The sequence below is a fragment of the Arthrobacter burdickii genome, from assembly GCF_030433645.1.
GTDB classification, from domain to species: domain Bacteria; phylum Actinomycetota; class Actinomycetes; order Actinomycetales; family Micrococcaceae; genus Arthrobacter_D; species Arthrobacter_D burdickii.
This window is the reverse complement of sequence record NZ_JAROCG010000002.1, coordinates 800,184-816,217: the sequence shown is the minus strand read 5'-3', so window position 1 is coordinate 816,217 and position 16,034 is coordinate 800,184. Positions and strand designations below refer to the sequence as shown.

General features: G+C 70.9%; 13 protein-coding genes. 2 read left to right on the top strand and 11 right to left on the bottom strand.

The features are described 5' to 3' along the window. Window positions 1-78: 78 nt before the first annotated feature. The 4 genes from tyrS to P5G52_RS18200 all read right to left on the bottom strand — a co-directional run bounded on the left by tyrS (window position 79) and on the right by P5G52_RS18200 (window position 4,945). Window positions 79-1,401, bottom strand: a complete 1,323-nt coding sequence (gene tyrS, locus P5G52_RS18215; protein WP_301230140.1) for a tyrosine--tRNA ligase — start codon at window positions 1,399-1,401, stop codon at window positions 79-81. 12 nt (window positions 1,402-1,413) lie between these two features. Next, window positions 1,414-3,666, bottom strand: a complete 2,253-nt coding sequence (locus P5G52_RS18210) for a HelD family protein (protein ID WP_301230138.1) — start codon at window positions 3,664-3,666, stop codon at window positions 1,414-1,416. 50 nt (window positions 3,667-3,716) lie between these two features. Beyond that, window positions 3,717-4,238, bottom strand: coding sequence for an adenine phosphoribosyltransferase (locus tag P5G52_RS18205; protein WP_301230237.1), 522 nt, complete (start codon window positions 4,236-4,238; stop codon window positions 3,717-3,719). A 62-nt stretch (window positions 4,239-4,300) separates the two neighbouring features. Further along, window positions 4,301-4,945 carry a DNA-3-methyladenine glycosylase gene (locus tag P5G52_RS18200; RefSeq protein ID WP_301230136.1) on the bottom strand — a complete coding sequence of 215 codons (645 nt, stop codon included), beginning with the start codon at window positions 4,943-4,945 and terminating at the stop codon, window positions 4,301-4,303. Between the two features lie 92 nt (window positions 4,946-5,037). Between P5G52_RS18200 and P5G52_RS18195 the strand changes: the two genes are divergently transcribed. Next, window positions 5,038-6,633, top strand: coding sequence for a DNA-3-methyladenine glycosylase 2 family protein (locus P5G52_RS18195; RefSeq protein ID WP_301230134.1), 1,596 nt, complete (start codon window positions 5,038-5,040; stop codon window positions 6,631-6,633). Window positions 6,634-6,722: 89 nt separating this feature from the next. Continuing rightward, a complete protein-coding gene (locus P5G52_RS18190) occupies window positions 6,723-7,268 on the top strand; it encodes a methylated-DNA--[protein]-cysteine S-methyltransferase (protein WP_301230132.1) in 546 nt (181 codons plus the stop codon). Window positions 7,269-7,381: 113 nt separating this feature from the next. Here the strand turns inward: P5G52_RS18190 and P5G52_RS18185 are convergent, their stop codons facing one another. From P5G52_RS18185 to argB, 7 genes are all read right to left on the bottom strand, one after another. After that, the gene (locus tag P5G52_RS18185; protein ID WP_301230130.1) at window positions 7,382-9,352 is read right to left on the bottom strand and encodes an ABC transporter ATP-binding protein; all 1,971 of its coding nucleotides are present in this window, start codon (window positions 9,350-9,352) and stop codon (window positions 7,382-7,384) included. Window positions 9,353-9,484: 132 nt separating this feature from the next. After that, window positions 9,485-10,966: an argininosuccinate lyase gene (gene argH / locus P5G52_RS18180; RefSeq protein ID WP_301230128.1), complete on the bottom strand. Its 1,482-nt coding sequence runs from the start codon at window positions 10,964-10,966 to the stop codon at window positions 9,485-9,487. Continuing rightward, window positions 10,966-12,168 carry an argininosuccinate synthase gene (locus tag P5G52_RS18175; protein WP_301230126.1) on the bottom strand — a complete coding sequence of 401 codons (1,203 nt, stop codon included), beginning with the start codon at window positions 12,166-12,168 and terminating at the stop codon, window positions 10,966-10,968. The genes argH and P5G52_RS18175 overlap by 1 nt, the downstream gene beginning before the upstream one ends. A 122-nt stretch (window positions 12,169-12,290) precedes the next feature. Then, window positions 12,291-12,830, bottom strand: coding sequence for an arginine repressor (locus tag P5G52_RS18170; protein ID WP_301230124.1), 540 nt, complete (start codon window positions 12,828-12,830; stop codon window positions 12,291-12,293). Then, window positions 12,827-13,801 carry an ornithine carbamoyltransferase gene (argF, locus tag P5G52_RS18165; protein WP_301230122.1) on the bottom strand — a complete coding sequence of 325 codons (975 nt, stop codon included), beginning with the start codon at window positions 13,799-13,801 and terminating at the stop codon, window positions 12,827-12,829. Before argF ends, P5G52_RS18170 begins: the two co-directional genes overlap by 4 nt. Further along, window positions 13,798-15,105, bottom strand: coding sequence for an acetylornithine transaminase (locus P5G52_RS18160; RefSeq protein WP_301230120.1), 1,308 nt, complete (start codon window positions 15,103-15,105; stop codon window positions 13,798-13,800). Before P5G52_RS18160 ends, argF begins: the two co-directional genes overlap by 4 nt. Further along, on the bottom strand, window positions 15,102-16,007 hold the full coding sequence (gene argB, locus P5G52_RS18155; RefSeq protein WP_301230235.1) for an acetylglutamate kinase: 906 nt from the start codon (window positions 16,005-16,007) through the stop codon (window positions 15,102-15,104). The genes P5G52_RS18160 and argB overlap by 4 nt, the downstream gene beginning before the upstream one ends. Between the last annotated feature and the right edge of the window lie 27 nt (window positions 16,008-16,034).

Below are 16,034 nucleotides of genomic sequence, written 5' to 3'. Positions count from 1 at the left end.
TCCGGAACAAGCGAAGCCGGCACCCTCCCGGAGGAGGATGCCGGCTTCGGCCACGGCGTCGAGCGGAACCGGGGTCCGTCAGGCGACGTCGACCATCGCGAGATTCCGCTTGCCCCGGCGGATCAGGAGGTAGCGGCCGTGCAGGAGATCCGCTTCGGCGACGGCGTGGTCCGTGTCGGAGATCTTCGCATTGTTGACGTAGGCTCCCCCCTCGGCGACGGTCCGCCGGGCAGCCGAGTTGCTCGGCGACAGTCCCGACGCGACCAGGAGATCCACGATTCCCAGCCCGTCCCGGGGAACGGAGACCGACTCGAGTTCCGCCGTCGCCGCCTGCAGGGTCGCGAGGTCGAGGGCGTGGAGTTCGCCCTGTCCGAACAGGGCAGCGGACGCGGCGATGACCTTCTCGGTCGCCTCCACCCCGTGCACCAGAGACGTGACATCGAAGGCGAGGGCGCGCTGCGCCGCCCGCTCATACGGGCGCTCCACCGTCGCCCTGTCAAGCTCCTCGATCTCGGCCCGGGTGCGGAAGGTGAAGATGCGCAGGCGCTGGGCGACATCGGCGTCGGAGGTGTTCAGCCAGAACTGGAACATGGCGTACGGGCTCGTCATGGCGGCGTCGAGCCAGATCGCGTTGCCCTCGCTCTTGCCGAACTTCGTGCCGTCCGAGTTGGTGATCAGCGGCGTGCCGATCGCGTGGACCCCTGCCCCCTCCACCTTGCGGACGAGGTCGGTACCGCTGGTCAGGTTGCCCCACTGGTCGGAGCCACCGGTCTGGAGGACGCAGCCGTAGTCGCGGAACAGCTGCAGGTAGTCCATGCCCTGCAGGATCTGGTAGCTGAACTCCGTGTAGCTGATGCCCTCGTCGGAGTTCAGGCGCTTGGCGACCGTTTCCTTCTTGATCATCGTGCCCACGCGGAAGTACTTGCCGACGTCGCGCAGGAAGTCGATGACGCTCATCGGCCCGGTCCAGTCGAGGTTGTTGACCATCCGGGCTGCACTGTCGCCCTCGAAGTCCAGGAACTTCTGCACCTGGCCTTGGAGGTAGCCGACCCACTCGGCGACGGTCTCCTTCGTGTTCATGGTGCGCTCCGCCGTCGGCCGCGGATCGCCTACGAGGCCGGTGGATCCGCCCACGAGTCCGAGGGGGCGGTGCCCGGCGAGCTGCAGCCGGCGCATCGTCAGGAGCTGGACGAGGTTCCCGAGGTGGAGGCTCGGGGCCGTGGGGTCGAACCCGCAGTAGAACGTAATCGACGGGCCGGCGAGCAGCTCCTTGAGTTCGCCCTCGTCGGTGGAGACATAGACCAGCCCACGCCAGACGAGCTCATCGTAGACGTTCCCGAAGGACGGATCGTTGCGCTGGCCGGCGAGGCCACTGACGGGGGTTTCTGTTTGCTGTGCCACCCCACCAAATTATCAGCCGGCAATACCCGCAGGAATTCGGCCGGTCGAGATGACGCGGAGGCGCTGGGTGGGACGCGTCATCGCGACGTACAGGTCGCCGACCCGGGCCGTCGCGGAATCGAGCATCTCCTGCGGTTCGAGGATCACCACGCCGTCGAACTCCAGGCCCTTCGACTCGCGCGGCGCGATCACCACGATGTCCTGCCCGGGCCCGCCCGCGCCGGAACCGACGCGGGCGCCGTATTCCGGGGACAGCGAGGCGCGTACCTCGGGCAACAGGTGGTCGGGTGCGATGACGGCGAGCAGCCCGCCGTCGATCGCCGCCAGTTCCTCGGGCATCGCGCGTACGAGGGACGGGACGAGCTCACGCACGGTGTCGAGCACGGGAGCGTATCTGCCCTCCCGGACGGCCTTCGGAGCCGACACGACGAGCCCTGCCGCATTGGCCATCCGCACTGCCGCTTCCGCGATCTGCGAGGGCGTGCGGTAGTTGACGGTCAGTTCCTCGAGCTGCCACCGGTCCCCCACGAAGGGTTCGAGCGCCTGCTGCCAGGACCGGGAACCCGCCGCCGAGCTCGTCTGCGCGATGTCGCCGACGATGGTGAAGGACTTGAGCGGACAGCGCCGCATGAGCAGGCGCCACTGCATCGGGGAGAGCTCCTGCGCCTCGTCCACCACGATGTGCCCGTAGGCCCAGGTGCGGTCGCCGGAGGCCCGGTCCGCGGCGGACAGCCGCGCCGAGGACACGGCGTTGTGCTGCGCGAGGTCCTCGGCCGTGAGCACGCCGTTCACCCCGGAGTCCTCGAGCGACGCGTTGACGTTCTCGAGGGCCCGCTCAGCGTTCGCGAGGTCGCGTTTCTGCTCCTGCTCGCGGGCCGCGCTGTCGCGGCCCGCCGACACGTCGAGGTCGCCGAGGAGTTCGGCCGCCTCGTCGAGCAGTGGCACGTCGGCCTCGGTCCACGGGGCGTCCGCCGGCCTGGTCAGGGCGGCAACTTCCCGGTCGCTTAGGCCAGGGGCTGCGGCGCGCAGCAGTTCGGGGCGCGCGAACAGCTCCGACACGAGCTTCTGCGGGGTCAGCGGCATCCACGCGAGGTTCAGGGCGATGCGCACATCGCGGGCACTGCGGACGTCCTCCGCGAGGTAGGAGCGATCCGCGTTGTTCCCGCCACCCGACGATTCCTCGAGCTTGTCCAGCAGCTGCTCGGTGAGTTCCCGCAGGAGGATCTTGACGAACGTGACGCGCGCCTCGTTGTGGGGCTTCCCGGTAGCGCGGGCTCGTTCCCGCGCCCGCGAGACCTGCCGGGGCGTGAGCGTCAGCATGGTGCCCTCGACGTTCAGGCGCTTGTTCTCGGTCGGCACACGCTCCCGGTTGGCGACGGCATTCCTGATGACTTGCGCCATCTCGAGCCGGCCCTTGATGGCGGCGGCTTCCTCGCTCGCCTCCTGCACCGTGGGTACGCCGGGCATGAGGGTGCCGATGCCGGCCATGACCACGCCGGTCTCACCCAGGGACGGCAGCACGCGCTCGATGTACTTCATGAAGGCGTCGGTGGGCCCGACCAGCAGCACGCCGGCGGACTTCAGCCGTTCGCGGTGCGTATAGAGGAGGTATGCGGCACGGTGCAGTGCCACGGCCGTCTTGCCGGTACCGGGTCCGCCCTGGACGACGGTGACGCCGGGGAGCGGTGCCCGGATGATGCGGTCCTGCTCCGCCTGGATGGTGCCCACGATGTCCGACATCTGCCCCGTGCGCCGCGAGTTGAGGGCTGCGAGCAGGGCGCCTTCGCCCTGAAGGGAGTCGTCGTCGCCCAGGAGGTCCGCGTCGAGGACGTCATCCTCGATCGCGACGACGTCGCGCCGCGAGAGGATCAGGTGGCGACGGCGGCGGACACCCATGCGATCGAAGGCCGTGGCCTGGTAGAAGGTACCCGCCTCCGGAGCGCGCCAGTCCACCATCAGCTGGCGTAGCTCGTCGTCGGAGAGGCCGATCCGGCCGATGTACCGCTTGTCGCCGCTGTCGAGGTCCAGCCGCCCGAACACCAGCCGGTCGTCGACGGCGTTCAGCTGCGCGAGCCGGTCCTCGTACATCGTCGCGAAAGCATCCCGCTCCGAGCGGTTCTGGTGGGATCCGGCCGCCTGCGTACGTCGGACGTCGGCGAGCTGCTGGACCTTCTCGGCACGGAGTTCATCGAGCCGGCGGTACAGGCCGTCGACGTAGTCGCGCTCGTAGTCCAGCTCTGCTTTGGCCTGGGCCGTCTCGTGCATCGGACACTTCCTTCCAGAAAGGCGGACCGTCAATTCTAGCGCGGCGGACGCTACACGGTTTCCAGCGCGGCGACGTGGCGTCCGGCCAGGCTCGCCCTTCCGCCCAGGTCCCCGAGCTCGAGGACCACGCCACACCCTGCGACGACGGCCCCTGCCCTTTCGAGCAACGCACATGCCGCGACGAGTGTTCCGCCCGTCGCGAGGACGTCGTCGAGCACCAGGACACGGGCACCGGCGGGCAGATCGGACTGGTGGATCTCCAGGGATGCCTGCCCGTATTCGAGGTCGTAGGACTCCCGCAAGACCGCACGCGGCAGCTTCCCCGCTTTCCGCACCGTGACCACGCCGGTACCGGTCGCATAGGCGACGGCGGCGGCCAGGAGGAACCCGCGGGCCTCGACCCCGGCCACGGCATCGAAGGAACCCGCGAAGGGCGCCGCCACCGCGTCGACGACGGTCCGGAAAGCAGAGGCGTCGGAGAACACGGGAGTGAGGTCGCGGAACATGATGCCGGGAGAGGGGAAGTCGGGAACGACGGCGCACAGGCGGTCGATCGCCTCCCTCGCCGCGATCGCGAGTTCCGGTGTAGCTGCTCCTGCGGCCGGGGTGCTCCCCGCGTCCGCTCCGCTCGTTGTCACGGATCCACCTTACGGGCTGCGGGCTGCTTGCCGGGACGGTAGCGGGACACCGACGGGTCGCCCGGCAGCCAGAAGCGCCACGGATACTCCGCCGTACCGGCGAGGCCGCTCACACCGACCCGGGGCCCCCGTCCGACCTGCACAGGGGGCTCATCCGGAAGGATCAGCCGGAAGGGCGGGGCGAGGACGTCGGCACCGTCGAAGCGGCGGTCGAGCCCGAGCGCCTGCGCGAGGCGCGCGGGCCCTCGGGCGAGATCCAGGTCCGACGCGGGATGGGATCGGCGTTTCCGCGCTTGATCGACGCCCGCCACGATCTCGCCCGCGCGCAGGAGCACACCCGTGGCCCACCCTTCCGTCCCGCAGACCACGTTGGCGCAGTAGTGCATGCCATAGGTGAAGTAGACGTAGAGGTGGCCGGCCGGCCCGAACATGGTCGCGTTCCGTGCCGTCTTCCCGCGGAACGCGTGGGAGCCGGGATCATCGGGGCCGAGGTAGGCCTCCACCTCGGAGATGCGCACGGTGACCTCGCCGTCGTCGTCCCGGTGTGTCAGGTGTGCGCCGAGGAGCCAGGGGGCGACGTCGAGTGCGCTGCCGCCCAGTCTCTGGCGCAGGTCCCCGCCCGCTCCGCTCTGCTCGTTCACCCGTCGACCGTAGCAAAGGCGGCGCGGGCCCCTCGTGTAGCCGTGTCCGAATCCCGCTAGTTGCTTCCGGTGGCGGGTGACAGGATGGCGGCATGGACTTCTGGCAGCAGTACCGGGCGATCGACGCACGCGACGTGCGCTTCGACGGACAGTTCGTGACCGCTGTCTCCAGCACCGGCATCTACTGCCGCCCCTCGTGCCCCGCGCGGACGCCCAAACCGGCGAATGTCACGTTCTACCGCACCTCGGCTGCGGCACACGAGGCGGGCTACCGTGCCTGCAAGCGGTGCCTGCCCGAAGCCGTTCCCGGGGATCCGGAATGGAACCTCCGCAGTGACGCAGCGGCACGGGCGATGCGCCTCATCACCGACGGCGAGGTGGACCGGACGGGCGTGCCGGGCCTCGCTGCCCGACTTGGGTACTCCCCCAGGCACCTGAACCGCATCCTGAAGGACGAGCTCGGTGCCGGTGCGCTGGCGCTGGCCCGCGCACACCGCGCCCAGACGGCCCGCGCCCTGCTCACGGGATCGCCGCTGCGATTCGCCGACGTCGCGTTCGCGGCGGGGTTCGGCAGCATCCGGCAGTTCAACGAGACCGTCCAGCAGGTCTTCGACCTCACGCCGCGGCAGCTGCGGGAAGCATCGCGGCAGCAGCTGCAGGCAGCAGCCGGCACTCCTGCACACTCCGGCGCGCTCCGGATCTCACTGGAGCTGCCCACGCGGCTGCCGTATGACAACGGCATCTTCCGCTTCCTCGCCGCCCGCGCCGTCGACGGCCTCGAACACGCGACCGGGTCCAGCTACGAGCGGCTCCTCCGCCTGCCGGGGGGCCTTGCCTGGTTCCGGGCGGGCGCCGTCGAGGCGCGCGGCAACGGGCGGGCAGCACTGCCGGTGACCGTGTCGGTCGCCGGGCTGGGCGATGTGCCGGCGATCCTGAGCCGCATCCGGCGACTGTTCGACCTCGATGCCGATCCGGTGGCGATCGATGCAGCCCTGTCGCGCAACCCGTACTTCTCGGACCTCGCGGCCGCAGTGCCGGGCATACGCCTTCCCGGGGTGCTCGATCCCCACGAGGCGCTGATCCGCGCGATCGTCGGCCAGCAGGTGACTGTCGCGGCGGCGACGGGTGCCCTCTCCCGCCTCGCCGCTGCGGGTCCGCCGGTCGACGCCGGAGACGTAGGAGCCGCGGGGCTCGACAGGGTGTTCCCTGCGGCAGCCGAGCTCGCGGAAGCACCCGAGCCGCTCCTCCGGGGCCCCCGCCGACGCAATGACGCCCTGCGCTCGGCAGCACGCCGGCTCGCCTCCGCCGCCTTCGAGTTCGGCGTCGGTTCCGATCCTGCAGCCCTGCGCGCCGACCTGCTCCAGCTCGACGGTGTGGGACCGTGGACAGCGGACTACGTGGTCATGCGCGTCCTCGGACATCCGGACATCCACCTGCCGGCCGACGCCGCCGTCCGCACCGGGTGGTCCCGCCTCATCTCCCGGAACTCCCCCGGGCAGGCCGCGCACCCCGAGCACGGCCCGCGCGCGGCTGGGCACGGGGCCAGGGACGCTCCGTCCGGTCCTCCCCTCGACGACGCCATGGGCGAGGTCCGGCCCTGGCGGTCGTACGCGACGCTGCATCTCTGGGCGGCGGCCATCGCGCTCCCCGCACGGCGGGCGGCCCCCGACGGCGCCGCGCGACCATGAACCCACCGCGCCCGATCTCACCCCGATCCGAACCCACCCGACCTGAAGTCACGTAGCCTGTTCCCACCCATCGAACGGATATCCCAGCCATGACCACGACGCTCGCCGCACCGGCACTCCTGCGCGGCGCGACCACCACCACCGTCGAAACGCCCGACGGCCCCTTCACGATCATCGAGGCGGAGGGCACGGTGCTGTCCTCGGGATGGACGGACCTCGCGTCGGAGCTGACCGGGCAGATCCACCCGACCATCAGGGCGGCGAGCTTCGATCCCGCGGCGTCCGCCGTGCAGCCCATCCTCGAGGCGGTGGCGCGCTACTACGACGGCGACTTCGAGGCGATCGCCTCGGTGCGGGTCCGGCAGGCGTCCGGGCCGTTCCGCACCCACGCCTGGAACGTGCTGCGCACCGTGCAGCCAGGGGCGCCCCTCACCTACCTCGAGTACGCGGAGCGCGCGGGCAGCCCCAGCGCCGTCCGCGCCGCCGCCGGAGCGTGCGCCAAGAACGCGGCGGCCCTCTTCGTGCCCTGCCACCGCGTCATTCGGACGGACGGGACCCTCGGCGGTTTCCGGTGGGGGCTCCCGGTCAAGCAGCGCCTGCTCGACCGGGAGGCGGGGCGCCCGACTGCCTTCTGAGCAGGCGAGTCCAGGCAGGCATCGGATCGGTGCCCGCCGGGGCCGCGCGCGTGCCGCCGGCCTGGTACTCCCGCCGCGTCCCGGTCAACCGATCTCCGCCAGGGCGACGGGTATCAGGCCGCCACCAGTCGCTGGCGGGACGCCATGTCGCGGTAGAGATCGCTCTCCTCCAGCAGCTGTTCGTGCGTCCCGACGGCGGTGACCCTGCCCTGATCCAGGACGACGATCTGGTCGAAGTCCGCCACGGTCGACAGGCGGTGCGCGACGACGACGACGGTGCGGTCGCGTGAGGCCTCCCCCAGTGTCTGCTGCAGCAGCTGCTCGGTCCGCGAGTCGACGGCAGACGTCGGCTCGTCCATCAGCAGCACGGGGCGGTCGGCTAGGATCACGCGCGCCCAGGCGAGGCGCTGGCGCTGCCCGCCGGAGAGCCTGACGCCGTCCTCCCCCAGGTTGAGGTCCAGTCCGTCGTCCGTGCGGTCCCCGAGGGCATCGAGCCCGACGGCCGCGAGCACGCGTCGGAGCTGGTCGTCCGTCGCCGCCGGGGCGGCGAGGCGCAGGTTGTCCGCCAGCGTCCCGCTGAGGACCGGTGCCTCCTGTTCCACGAGGCCGATGCGTGAGCGGAGCTCCGTCCGGGGAATCTGCGGCAGCGCCGTGCCGTCATAGGTGATGCTGCCGTCCGTCGGCTCGTAGAACCGTTCGAGCAGGGCCAGCACGGTCGACTTCCCCGCGCCGGACGGCCCGACGAGCGCCGTCCTGCTGCCTGCAGGGACGCTGAAGCTGACGCCGTCGAGGACGAGCCGGCCGGACTCGGTGGACGAAGGCTCGACGGACGAAGGCTCCGTCTCCGGGGAAACCCGGGTGTGCAGTACCCCCGGGGACCCCAGCGGGGCTCGCCGGTCCTGCCCTGCGTGCAGTGCCCCGGATCCGGAGGCAGGAGTCGCTTGGGTCCCGTCGGGGCCTCCGTCGTCGTACCGGAAGCTGACGTCCCGGAGCTCGATAGCGCCGGCGGATCTGCCGGCGGACCTGCCGGCAAGTCTGCCGGCGCCCTGCGCCGAGCCGAACGCGGCATCCGGCTGTGCGGGTACCGGCTGGATCCGGACGGGCCGGTCCTCGTCGGCGCGTTCCGGCTCGAGCCGGGCGATCTCCTGGATGCGGTCGAGCGCCGCGAGTCCCGACTGGATCTGCACGAAGGCGCTCATGGCCGACCCGATGGGCATCACGAGGAGGAACAGGTAGAGGATGAAGGCGATGAGGTCCCCGAGCAGCAACTCGCCGGCGGCGACGCGGATCCCCCCGACCGCCAGCACCACGATGAAGGCGCCCTGGATGCAGATGGACATGATCGGCTGGACCGCCGCCTGGAGGCGGGCCATCGCGATGCCTGCGCGGAAGGCCCGCGTCGCTTCGCCATCGATGACAGCGGCCTCGCGCTCTTCCGCGACGGAGGCCTTGATGGTGCGGATGCCCGAGAGCCCGCGCTCCACGGCTGCCGTCATGGACCCGACCGCGTCCTGGACGTCGCGGCTGCGCCGGCGGATGAGGCGGCCGAGGAACAGGACGCCGGCTGCTCCGAGGAGGACGGCGCACAGCGTGATCCCGAACAGCAGCGGGTCGATCAGCACCATGAGGACGACGGCCGCGCAGAACATCAGGATGGAGGACACGATCTCGAAGAGGCCCGACGTGATGACGCTGCGCATGAGCGTGGTGTCGGAGCCCACCCGTGACATGAGATCGCCCACGCGCCTCCGGTCGAACTCCCTGACGGGCAGCGCCAGCAGCTGCCCGACGAGCGAGCGGCGCACGCCGAGGACCACCGACTCCGCCGTCCGCTGGAGGAGATAGGACTGTGCCGCCCCGAAGACGGCCCCGCCGAGCGTGATCGCGATGAGGAACCAGACGAACACCGTGGCCGGCCGGCTCGCCGAGACGGCGTTGACGAGCTGCTGGACCATCAGCGGCTGGGCGATCGACAGGCCGGTCGAGACGAGCGAGACGACGGCGACCAGGGCGAGCACGCGGACGTGCCCCCTCAGGTAGGGGAAGAACTCCCGCAGGGTGGCACGCTGGAGGGCAGGCTGCATGCTCACACAGTGCGCCGGGCACCACCGGGTGTCAAAGCACTTCGCGGCGGGCGTAGCGGGAACGGCGGGACGGTGTTCTGGGACCGCGGTGCGGCGCGAATCCTTCGGGGGACCGCACCGCACCCTTCCGCGTCAGGCGGTCGCGTAGCCTTCGACGGCGTCGAGCTCCGCACGCAGTGCCGCGAGCTGGCGGCGGACGGCGGCCGGAGCGGTGCCGCCCTGCGCGTCCCGGCTGGCCAGCGATCCTTCGACCGTGAGGACCTCACGCACCGCGGGGGTCAGGTGCGCGGAGATGCCGGCGAACTCGTCGTCCGTCAGGTCCCACAGTTCCACGTCCCGCTGCTCGGCGACGCGGACGGCCGCACCCGACAGCTCGTGGGCCTCCCGGAACGGGACGCCCTGGCGCACGAGCCACTCGGCGATGTCGGTCGCCAGGGCGAACCCCTGGGGAGCGAGCGCGGCCATGCGCCCGGTGTTGAAGACGAGTGTCGAGATCATGCCCGACACCGCGGGCAACAGGACCTCGAGCGTATCGACGGCGTCGAACACGGGCTCCTTGTCCTCCTGCAGGTCGCGGTTGTACGCCAGGGGAAGGCCCTTGAGCGTCGCCAGCAATCCGGTCAGGTCGCCGATCAGCCGGCCGGCCTTGCCGCGCGCGAGTTCGGCGACGTCGGGGTTCTTCTTCTGCGGCATGATCGAGGAGCCGGTGGAGAAGGCGTCGTCGAGCGTGACGAAGGAGAATTCCTTGGTGGCCCAGAGAATGATCTCCTCGCTGATTCGCGAGAGGTCGACGCCGATCATCGCCGTCACCCACGCGAACTCCGCGTACACGTCCCGCGAGGCGGTGCCGTCGATCGAGTTGTGCGTCGCCGAAAAGAAGCCGAGGTCGGAGGCCACCGCTTCCGGATCGAGGCCCAGGGAGGACCCCGCCAAGGCCCCGGACCCGTAGGGCGACACGCCTGCGCGATGGTCCCAGTCGGAGAGCCGCTGCACGTCGCGCAGGAGGGCCCACGCGTGCGCCAGCAGGTGGTGGCTCAGCAGGACCGGCTGGGCGTGCTGGAGGTGCGTGCGGCCGGGCATCGGCGCCTCGAGGTGCGCCTCCGCCTGGTCGACGAGGGCGGTGATCGTGGCGAGGACGCCGCGGGCGATGATCCGGGCGTGGTCCCGCAGGTACATGCGGCCCAGCGTCGCCACCTGGTCGTTGCGCGACCGGCCGGCGCGGAGCTTGCCGCCGAGGGCGGGCCCCGCACGCTCGATGAGGCCGCGTTCGAGGGACCCGTGCACGTCCTCGTCGCTCTCGGCCGGCAGGTAGGCCCCCGAGCGGACATCGGCGTCGAGACGGTCGAGCGCATCGATCATCCCGGCGAGTTCGGCATCGTCCAGCAGCCCGGCCCGGTGGAGCACCCGCGCGTGGGCTCGGGAGCCCTCGATGTCGTAGGTGGCCAGCCGCCAGTCGAAATGGGTCGACTTGCTCAGCGCGGCGAGGGCGTCGGCGGGGCCGCCGGCGAACCGGCCGCCCCACAACGATCCCTCGTTCGTCCCCGGGCGCCCCCCACCCTCGCTTCGCTCGGCCGGGGACCCCTGCGCTCGTGGGCCCACCCGTCCTGAGGACATCAGGCGCCCGCCCGCTGGTCCCGGCTCGACGCCACCTTGGAGGACAGGCCGAAGATCTCGATGAAGCCGCGGGCCATCGACTGGTCGAAGGTGTCGCCGGAGTCGTAGGTCGCGAGGTTGAAGTCGTACAGCGCGACGTCGGAGCGGCGGCCGGTGACCGTCGCACGTCCGCCGTGGAGGTCCATGCGGATGTCGCCGGTGACGTACTTCTGCGTGTCGTCGACGAAGGTGTCGAGCGAGCGCTTCAGCGGGGAGAACCACTGGCCGTCGTACACCAGCTCGGTCCAGCGCTGGTCCACGGTCTTCTTGAAGCGGGACTGCTCGCGCTCGATGGTGACGTTCTCGAGTTCGCGGTGTGCGGCGATCAGGGCCATGGCGCCCGGAGCCTCGTAGATCTCGCGGCTCTTGATGCCGACCAGGCGGTCCTCGACGATGTCGATGCGGCCGATGCCCTGGGCGCCCGCGCGGCGGTTGAGTTCCTCGATGGCCTGCAGCGGCGTGACGGCGTTGCCGTCGATCGCGACGGGGATGCCCTCCCTGAAGGAGATGGTGACCTCGTCGGCGGCCGGGGGGAACTCGGGCGACGCGGTGTAGTCGTACACGTCCTTGGTGGGCGCGTTCCAGATGTCCTCGAGGAAGCCGGTCTCGACGGCGCGACCCCAGACGTTCTGGTCGATGGAGAACGGGTTCTTCTTGGTGGTCTCGATCGGCAGGCCCTTCTCCTCCGCGAAGGCGATGGCCTTGTCACGCGTGAGCGCGAGGTCGCGGACGGGCGCGATGCACTTCAGGTCCGGGCCGAGGGTCTGGATGCCGACCTCGAAGCGCACCTGGTCGTTGCCCTTGCCGGTGCAGCCGTGGGAGACGGTGGTGGCACCGAACTGCCGTGCGGCGGCGACGAGGTGCTTGACGATGACGGGACGCGACAGCGCCGAGACGAGCGGGTAGGCGTCCATGTACAGCGCGTTCGCCTTCAGGGCGGGCATGCAGTACTCGGTGGCGAACTCGTCGCGTGCGTCGGCGACATAGGCCTCCACAGCGCCGCAGCCGAGGGCGCGCTGGCGGATGGTTTCGAGCGATTCGCCGCCCTGTCCGACGTCGACGGCCACGGCGATCACCTCGGCCCCGGTGGCTTCGGCGATCCAGCCGATGGCGACGGAGGTGTCGAGTCCGCCTGAGTAGGCGAGGACGATGCGTTCGGTCACGGAATATGCTCCTTCGATTGTCCGGGCGTGTGCCCGTATGTCGTCTGTGGGTGTGTCGTGTGGGTGGTGCTCGGTGGTTGTTCGTCGGCCGGCCCTGCTGCCAGCGTAGCGGCGTAGCGGCCTCAGCCCGGGTCGGCGGGTCCCTGCGGTTCCTGCGCCAGCCCGAGGAACCGTTCGGCGACGGCGGCGCCGCCGTCGACGTCCCGGCTCACGAGCATCACGGTGTCGTCGCCCGCGATGGTACCGAGGATGGACGGCATCACCGAGTGGTCGATGGCCAGGGCGAGGAAGTTCGCGGCTCCCGGCGGTGTGCGCAGGATGACGATGTTCCCGGAGGACTCGGCGGTCACCAGCAGCTCGTTGCAGAGCTTGGCGAGCCGTGCGTCGAGGATCTCCTGGGACACCCCGCTCTGCGCGTGGCGGCCGCCGCCCTCCACGGGCACGGCGTACACGAGCGCTCCGTCGGCTCCCCGGACACGCACGACGCCGAGCTCCACCAGGTCCCGGGACAGCGTGCCCTGGTTCACCTGCACCCCGTCCGCCGCGAGGAGCGCGGCGAGCTCCACCTGGGAGCGCACGGACTGGGCCGTCAGGAGGTCCATGATGCGGGCGTGCCGGGCGGTCTTCGTGGTGGGGCGGGCGGAGTCGCGCTGGACCGTCATGAGGCGCGCTCCAGCCCGGGCGGACCGTCCTGCTGCGCCGACCGCTCGACCAGCCACGCCATGAGCGCCTTCTGCGCGTGCAGCCGGTTCTCCGCCTCGTCCCAGACCAGGGACTGCGGTCCGTCGATGACCTCGGCGGCGATCTCGTAGCCGCGGTAAGCGGGCAGGCAGTGGAGCACGACGGCGTCGGACGCCGCCTGCGCCATGGCGGCGCCATCCACGGCGTACGCGCGGAACAGCTCCTGCCGGGCGGCCTTCTCGTCCTCCTGGCCCATCGACACCCAGGTGTCGGTGGCGACGACGTCGGCGCCTGCGAGCGCGGCTGCGGGATCAGTCGTCACGAGGACGGATCCGCCGGTCTCCGCGGCACGTTCCTCGGCGGCGGCGACGACCGCAGGGTCAGGCAGGTAGCCCTCGGGCCCGGCGATCCGTACGTGCATGCCGGCGGTCACGCCGGCCAGGAGATAGGAGTTGGCCATGTTGTTGGCGCTGTCGCCCAGGTAGGTCAGGGTGAGCCCGGCGAGCGTGCCCTTGTGCTCGCGGATCGTGAGCAGGTCCGCCAGCAGCTGGCAGGGGTGGTAGTCGTCGGAGAGGGCGTTGATGACCGGGACGCTCGACGCCGCGGCCATCTCCTCGAGCCCTGCCTGCTCGTAGGTGCGCCAGACGATGGTCGCGACCATCCGGTCGAGGACCTTCGCGGTGTCGGTGATCGACTCCTTGTGGCCGAGCTGGGAGTCCCCCGCGCCGATGATGAGCGGCACCCCGCCGAGGTCGGCGATGCCCGCTGCGAAGGACACGCGGGTGCGGGTGGAGGTCTTGTCGAAGATCACGGCGACCGTCTTGCGTCCGGCGCCCTCACCGGCGAAGGGGGCACGGGCGTACGGCTTCGCCTTGAGCTCCGCGGCGAGGTCGAGGACCTCCGCCTGCTCGGCCGGCGAGAGGTCCGTGTCGACGAGAAAGTGGCGCGTCATGAGATTGCCTCCCGGGCTGGGGTCTTGGCGGTGGCGAGGATTCCGGGCAGGGCGTCGAGGAAGGTCGCCGCCTGCTCTGTGGTGAGGATGAGCGGCGGTGCGAGGCGGAGGGTCAGCGGGCCCGTCGCGTTGATGATGAACCCTGCGGCGAGGGCGGCCTGGACCGCCGCCGGCGCATACTCGCCGTCGAGGTCGAAGCCGATCAGCAGCCCCTCCCCGCGGACGGCGGTGACGCCCTCGATGGTGGCGAGGCGCGACCGCAGGAAGGCGCCGACCTCGGACACGTGCCGGAGGGCGTCGGACGCTTCGAGGGCATGCAGCGTGGCGAGGCCCGCCGCTGTGGCCACCGGGTTGCCGCCGAAGGTGGTGCCGTGCTGTCCTGCACTGATCAGCGACGACGCGTCCTCGCCGAAGGTGATGAGGGCACCGATCGGGAAACCGCCGCCGAGTCCCTTGGCGAGCGTCATGGCGTCGGGCACGACGCCGTCGACCGCCTGGTGGGCGAACCAGCGGCCGGTCCTGGCGATGCCAGTCTGGACCTCGTCGAGGATGAGGAGTGCGCCGTGCCGGCGCGTCAGCTCCCGTGCGGCCCGCAGGTACTCCGGCGAGAGCGGCCGGACGCCGGCCTCACCCTGGATCGGCTCGATCACCAGGGCTGCCACGGTATCGTCCACGGCGTTCAGGAGTGCCTCGATGTCGTTGAAGGGTATGTGCTCGACGCCGCCCGGGAGCGGTTCGAACGGTTCCCGGTAGGCCTTCTTCGACGTGAGGGCGAGCGCCCCCATCGTCCTCCCGTGGAAGGCGCCGTCGAGCGCGAGGATGCGGGAGCGGCCGGCCGTGCTGTTGCGCCGGGCCAGTTTGACGGCGGCCTCGAGGGCTTCGGTGCCGGAGTTGGTGAAGAACACGCGCGATCCGGCGGGTGCCTGGGACAGCGCAAGCAGTTTCTCGGCGAGCGCCACCTGGGTGGGGCTCGTGAAGAAGTTGGAGATGTGCCCGAGGGTCGCCAGCTGGCTCGAGATGACGGACGTGACGAACGGGTGCGCGTGGCCGAGCGCGTTGACGGCGATGCCGCCGAGGAGGTCGAGGTACTGGTTGCCGTCGGCGTCCCACACGTGGCAGCCCGAGCCGCGGACCAGCACACGCTGCGGGGTCCCGAAGACGCCCATGAGTGCCCCGTTGTAGCGCGAGAGCCAGGCGGCGCCCGAGTCGCCACCGGTGAGGACGTCCACCGTCCCGTCGCTGCCGGTCGCGCTGCCGGTCGCGCTGCCGGTCGCGCTGCCGGTCGGGGTGCCGGTCTCGTTCATGAGTGCGCTCCTGCGGTGTCGTTCGCGGTGTCGTTCGCGGTGCCGGCGTCGTCGGGCACCACCTGGGTGCCGATCCCTGCGGTGGTGAAGGTCTCGAGCAGCATGGAGTGGGCCAGGCGGCCGTCCACGATGTGCGCGCGCTCGACGCCGGACTCGACGGCCTGCAGGCAGGCCGTCATCTTGGGGATCATGCCGGACTCGAGACTCGGCAGGAGTTCGCGGAGCTGCGTCGCCGAGAGGGAGGAGATGAGCGACCCGCGGTCCGGCCATGCGGCGTACAGGCCTTCGACGTCGGTGAGGATGACGAGCTTCGACGCGCCGAGCGCGGCGGCCAGCGCAGCCGCGGCGGAATCGGCATTGACGTTGAGGACCTGCTGCGTCGCCTCGCCGTCGGCGTCGTACTCCGGAGCGACCGTGGAGATCACCGGGATGCGCCCGGCCTGCAGGATGTCGAGGATGGCACCGGGATGGACCGCCGTCACCTCGCCGACAAGTCCGAGGTCCACCTGCTCGCCGCCGACGACGGTACCGGTGCGGATGGCACGCAGCAGCCCGCCGTCCTCGCCGGACAGTCCGACGGCGTAGGGCCCGTGGGAGTTGATGAGGCCGACGAGTTCCCGGCCCACCTGCCCGGTGAGGACCATCCGGACGACGTCCATGGCCTCGGGGGTCGTCACGCGCAGGCCGCCCTTGAACTCCGACTCGATGCCCAGGCGCTCGAGCATCGCGTTAATCTGCGGTCCGCCGCCGTGCACCACGACCGGACGGATGCCCACGTGGTGGAGGAACACGATGTCCTCCGCGAACGCGCGCCGCATCTCGTCGTTCACCATGGCGTTGCCGCCGTACTTGATGACCATCGTCGTGCCCGCGAACCGCTGAATCCAGGGCAGGGCCTCCATCAGGGTGGCGGCCTTGTCCTGCGCCTT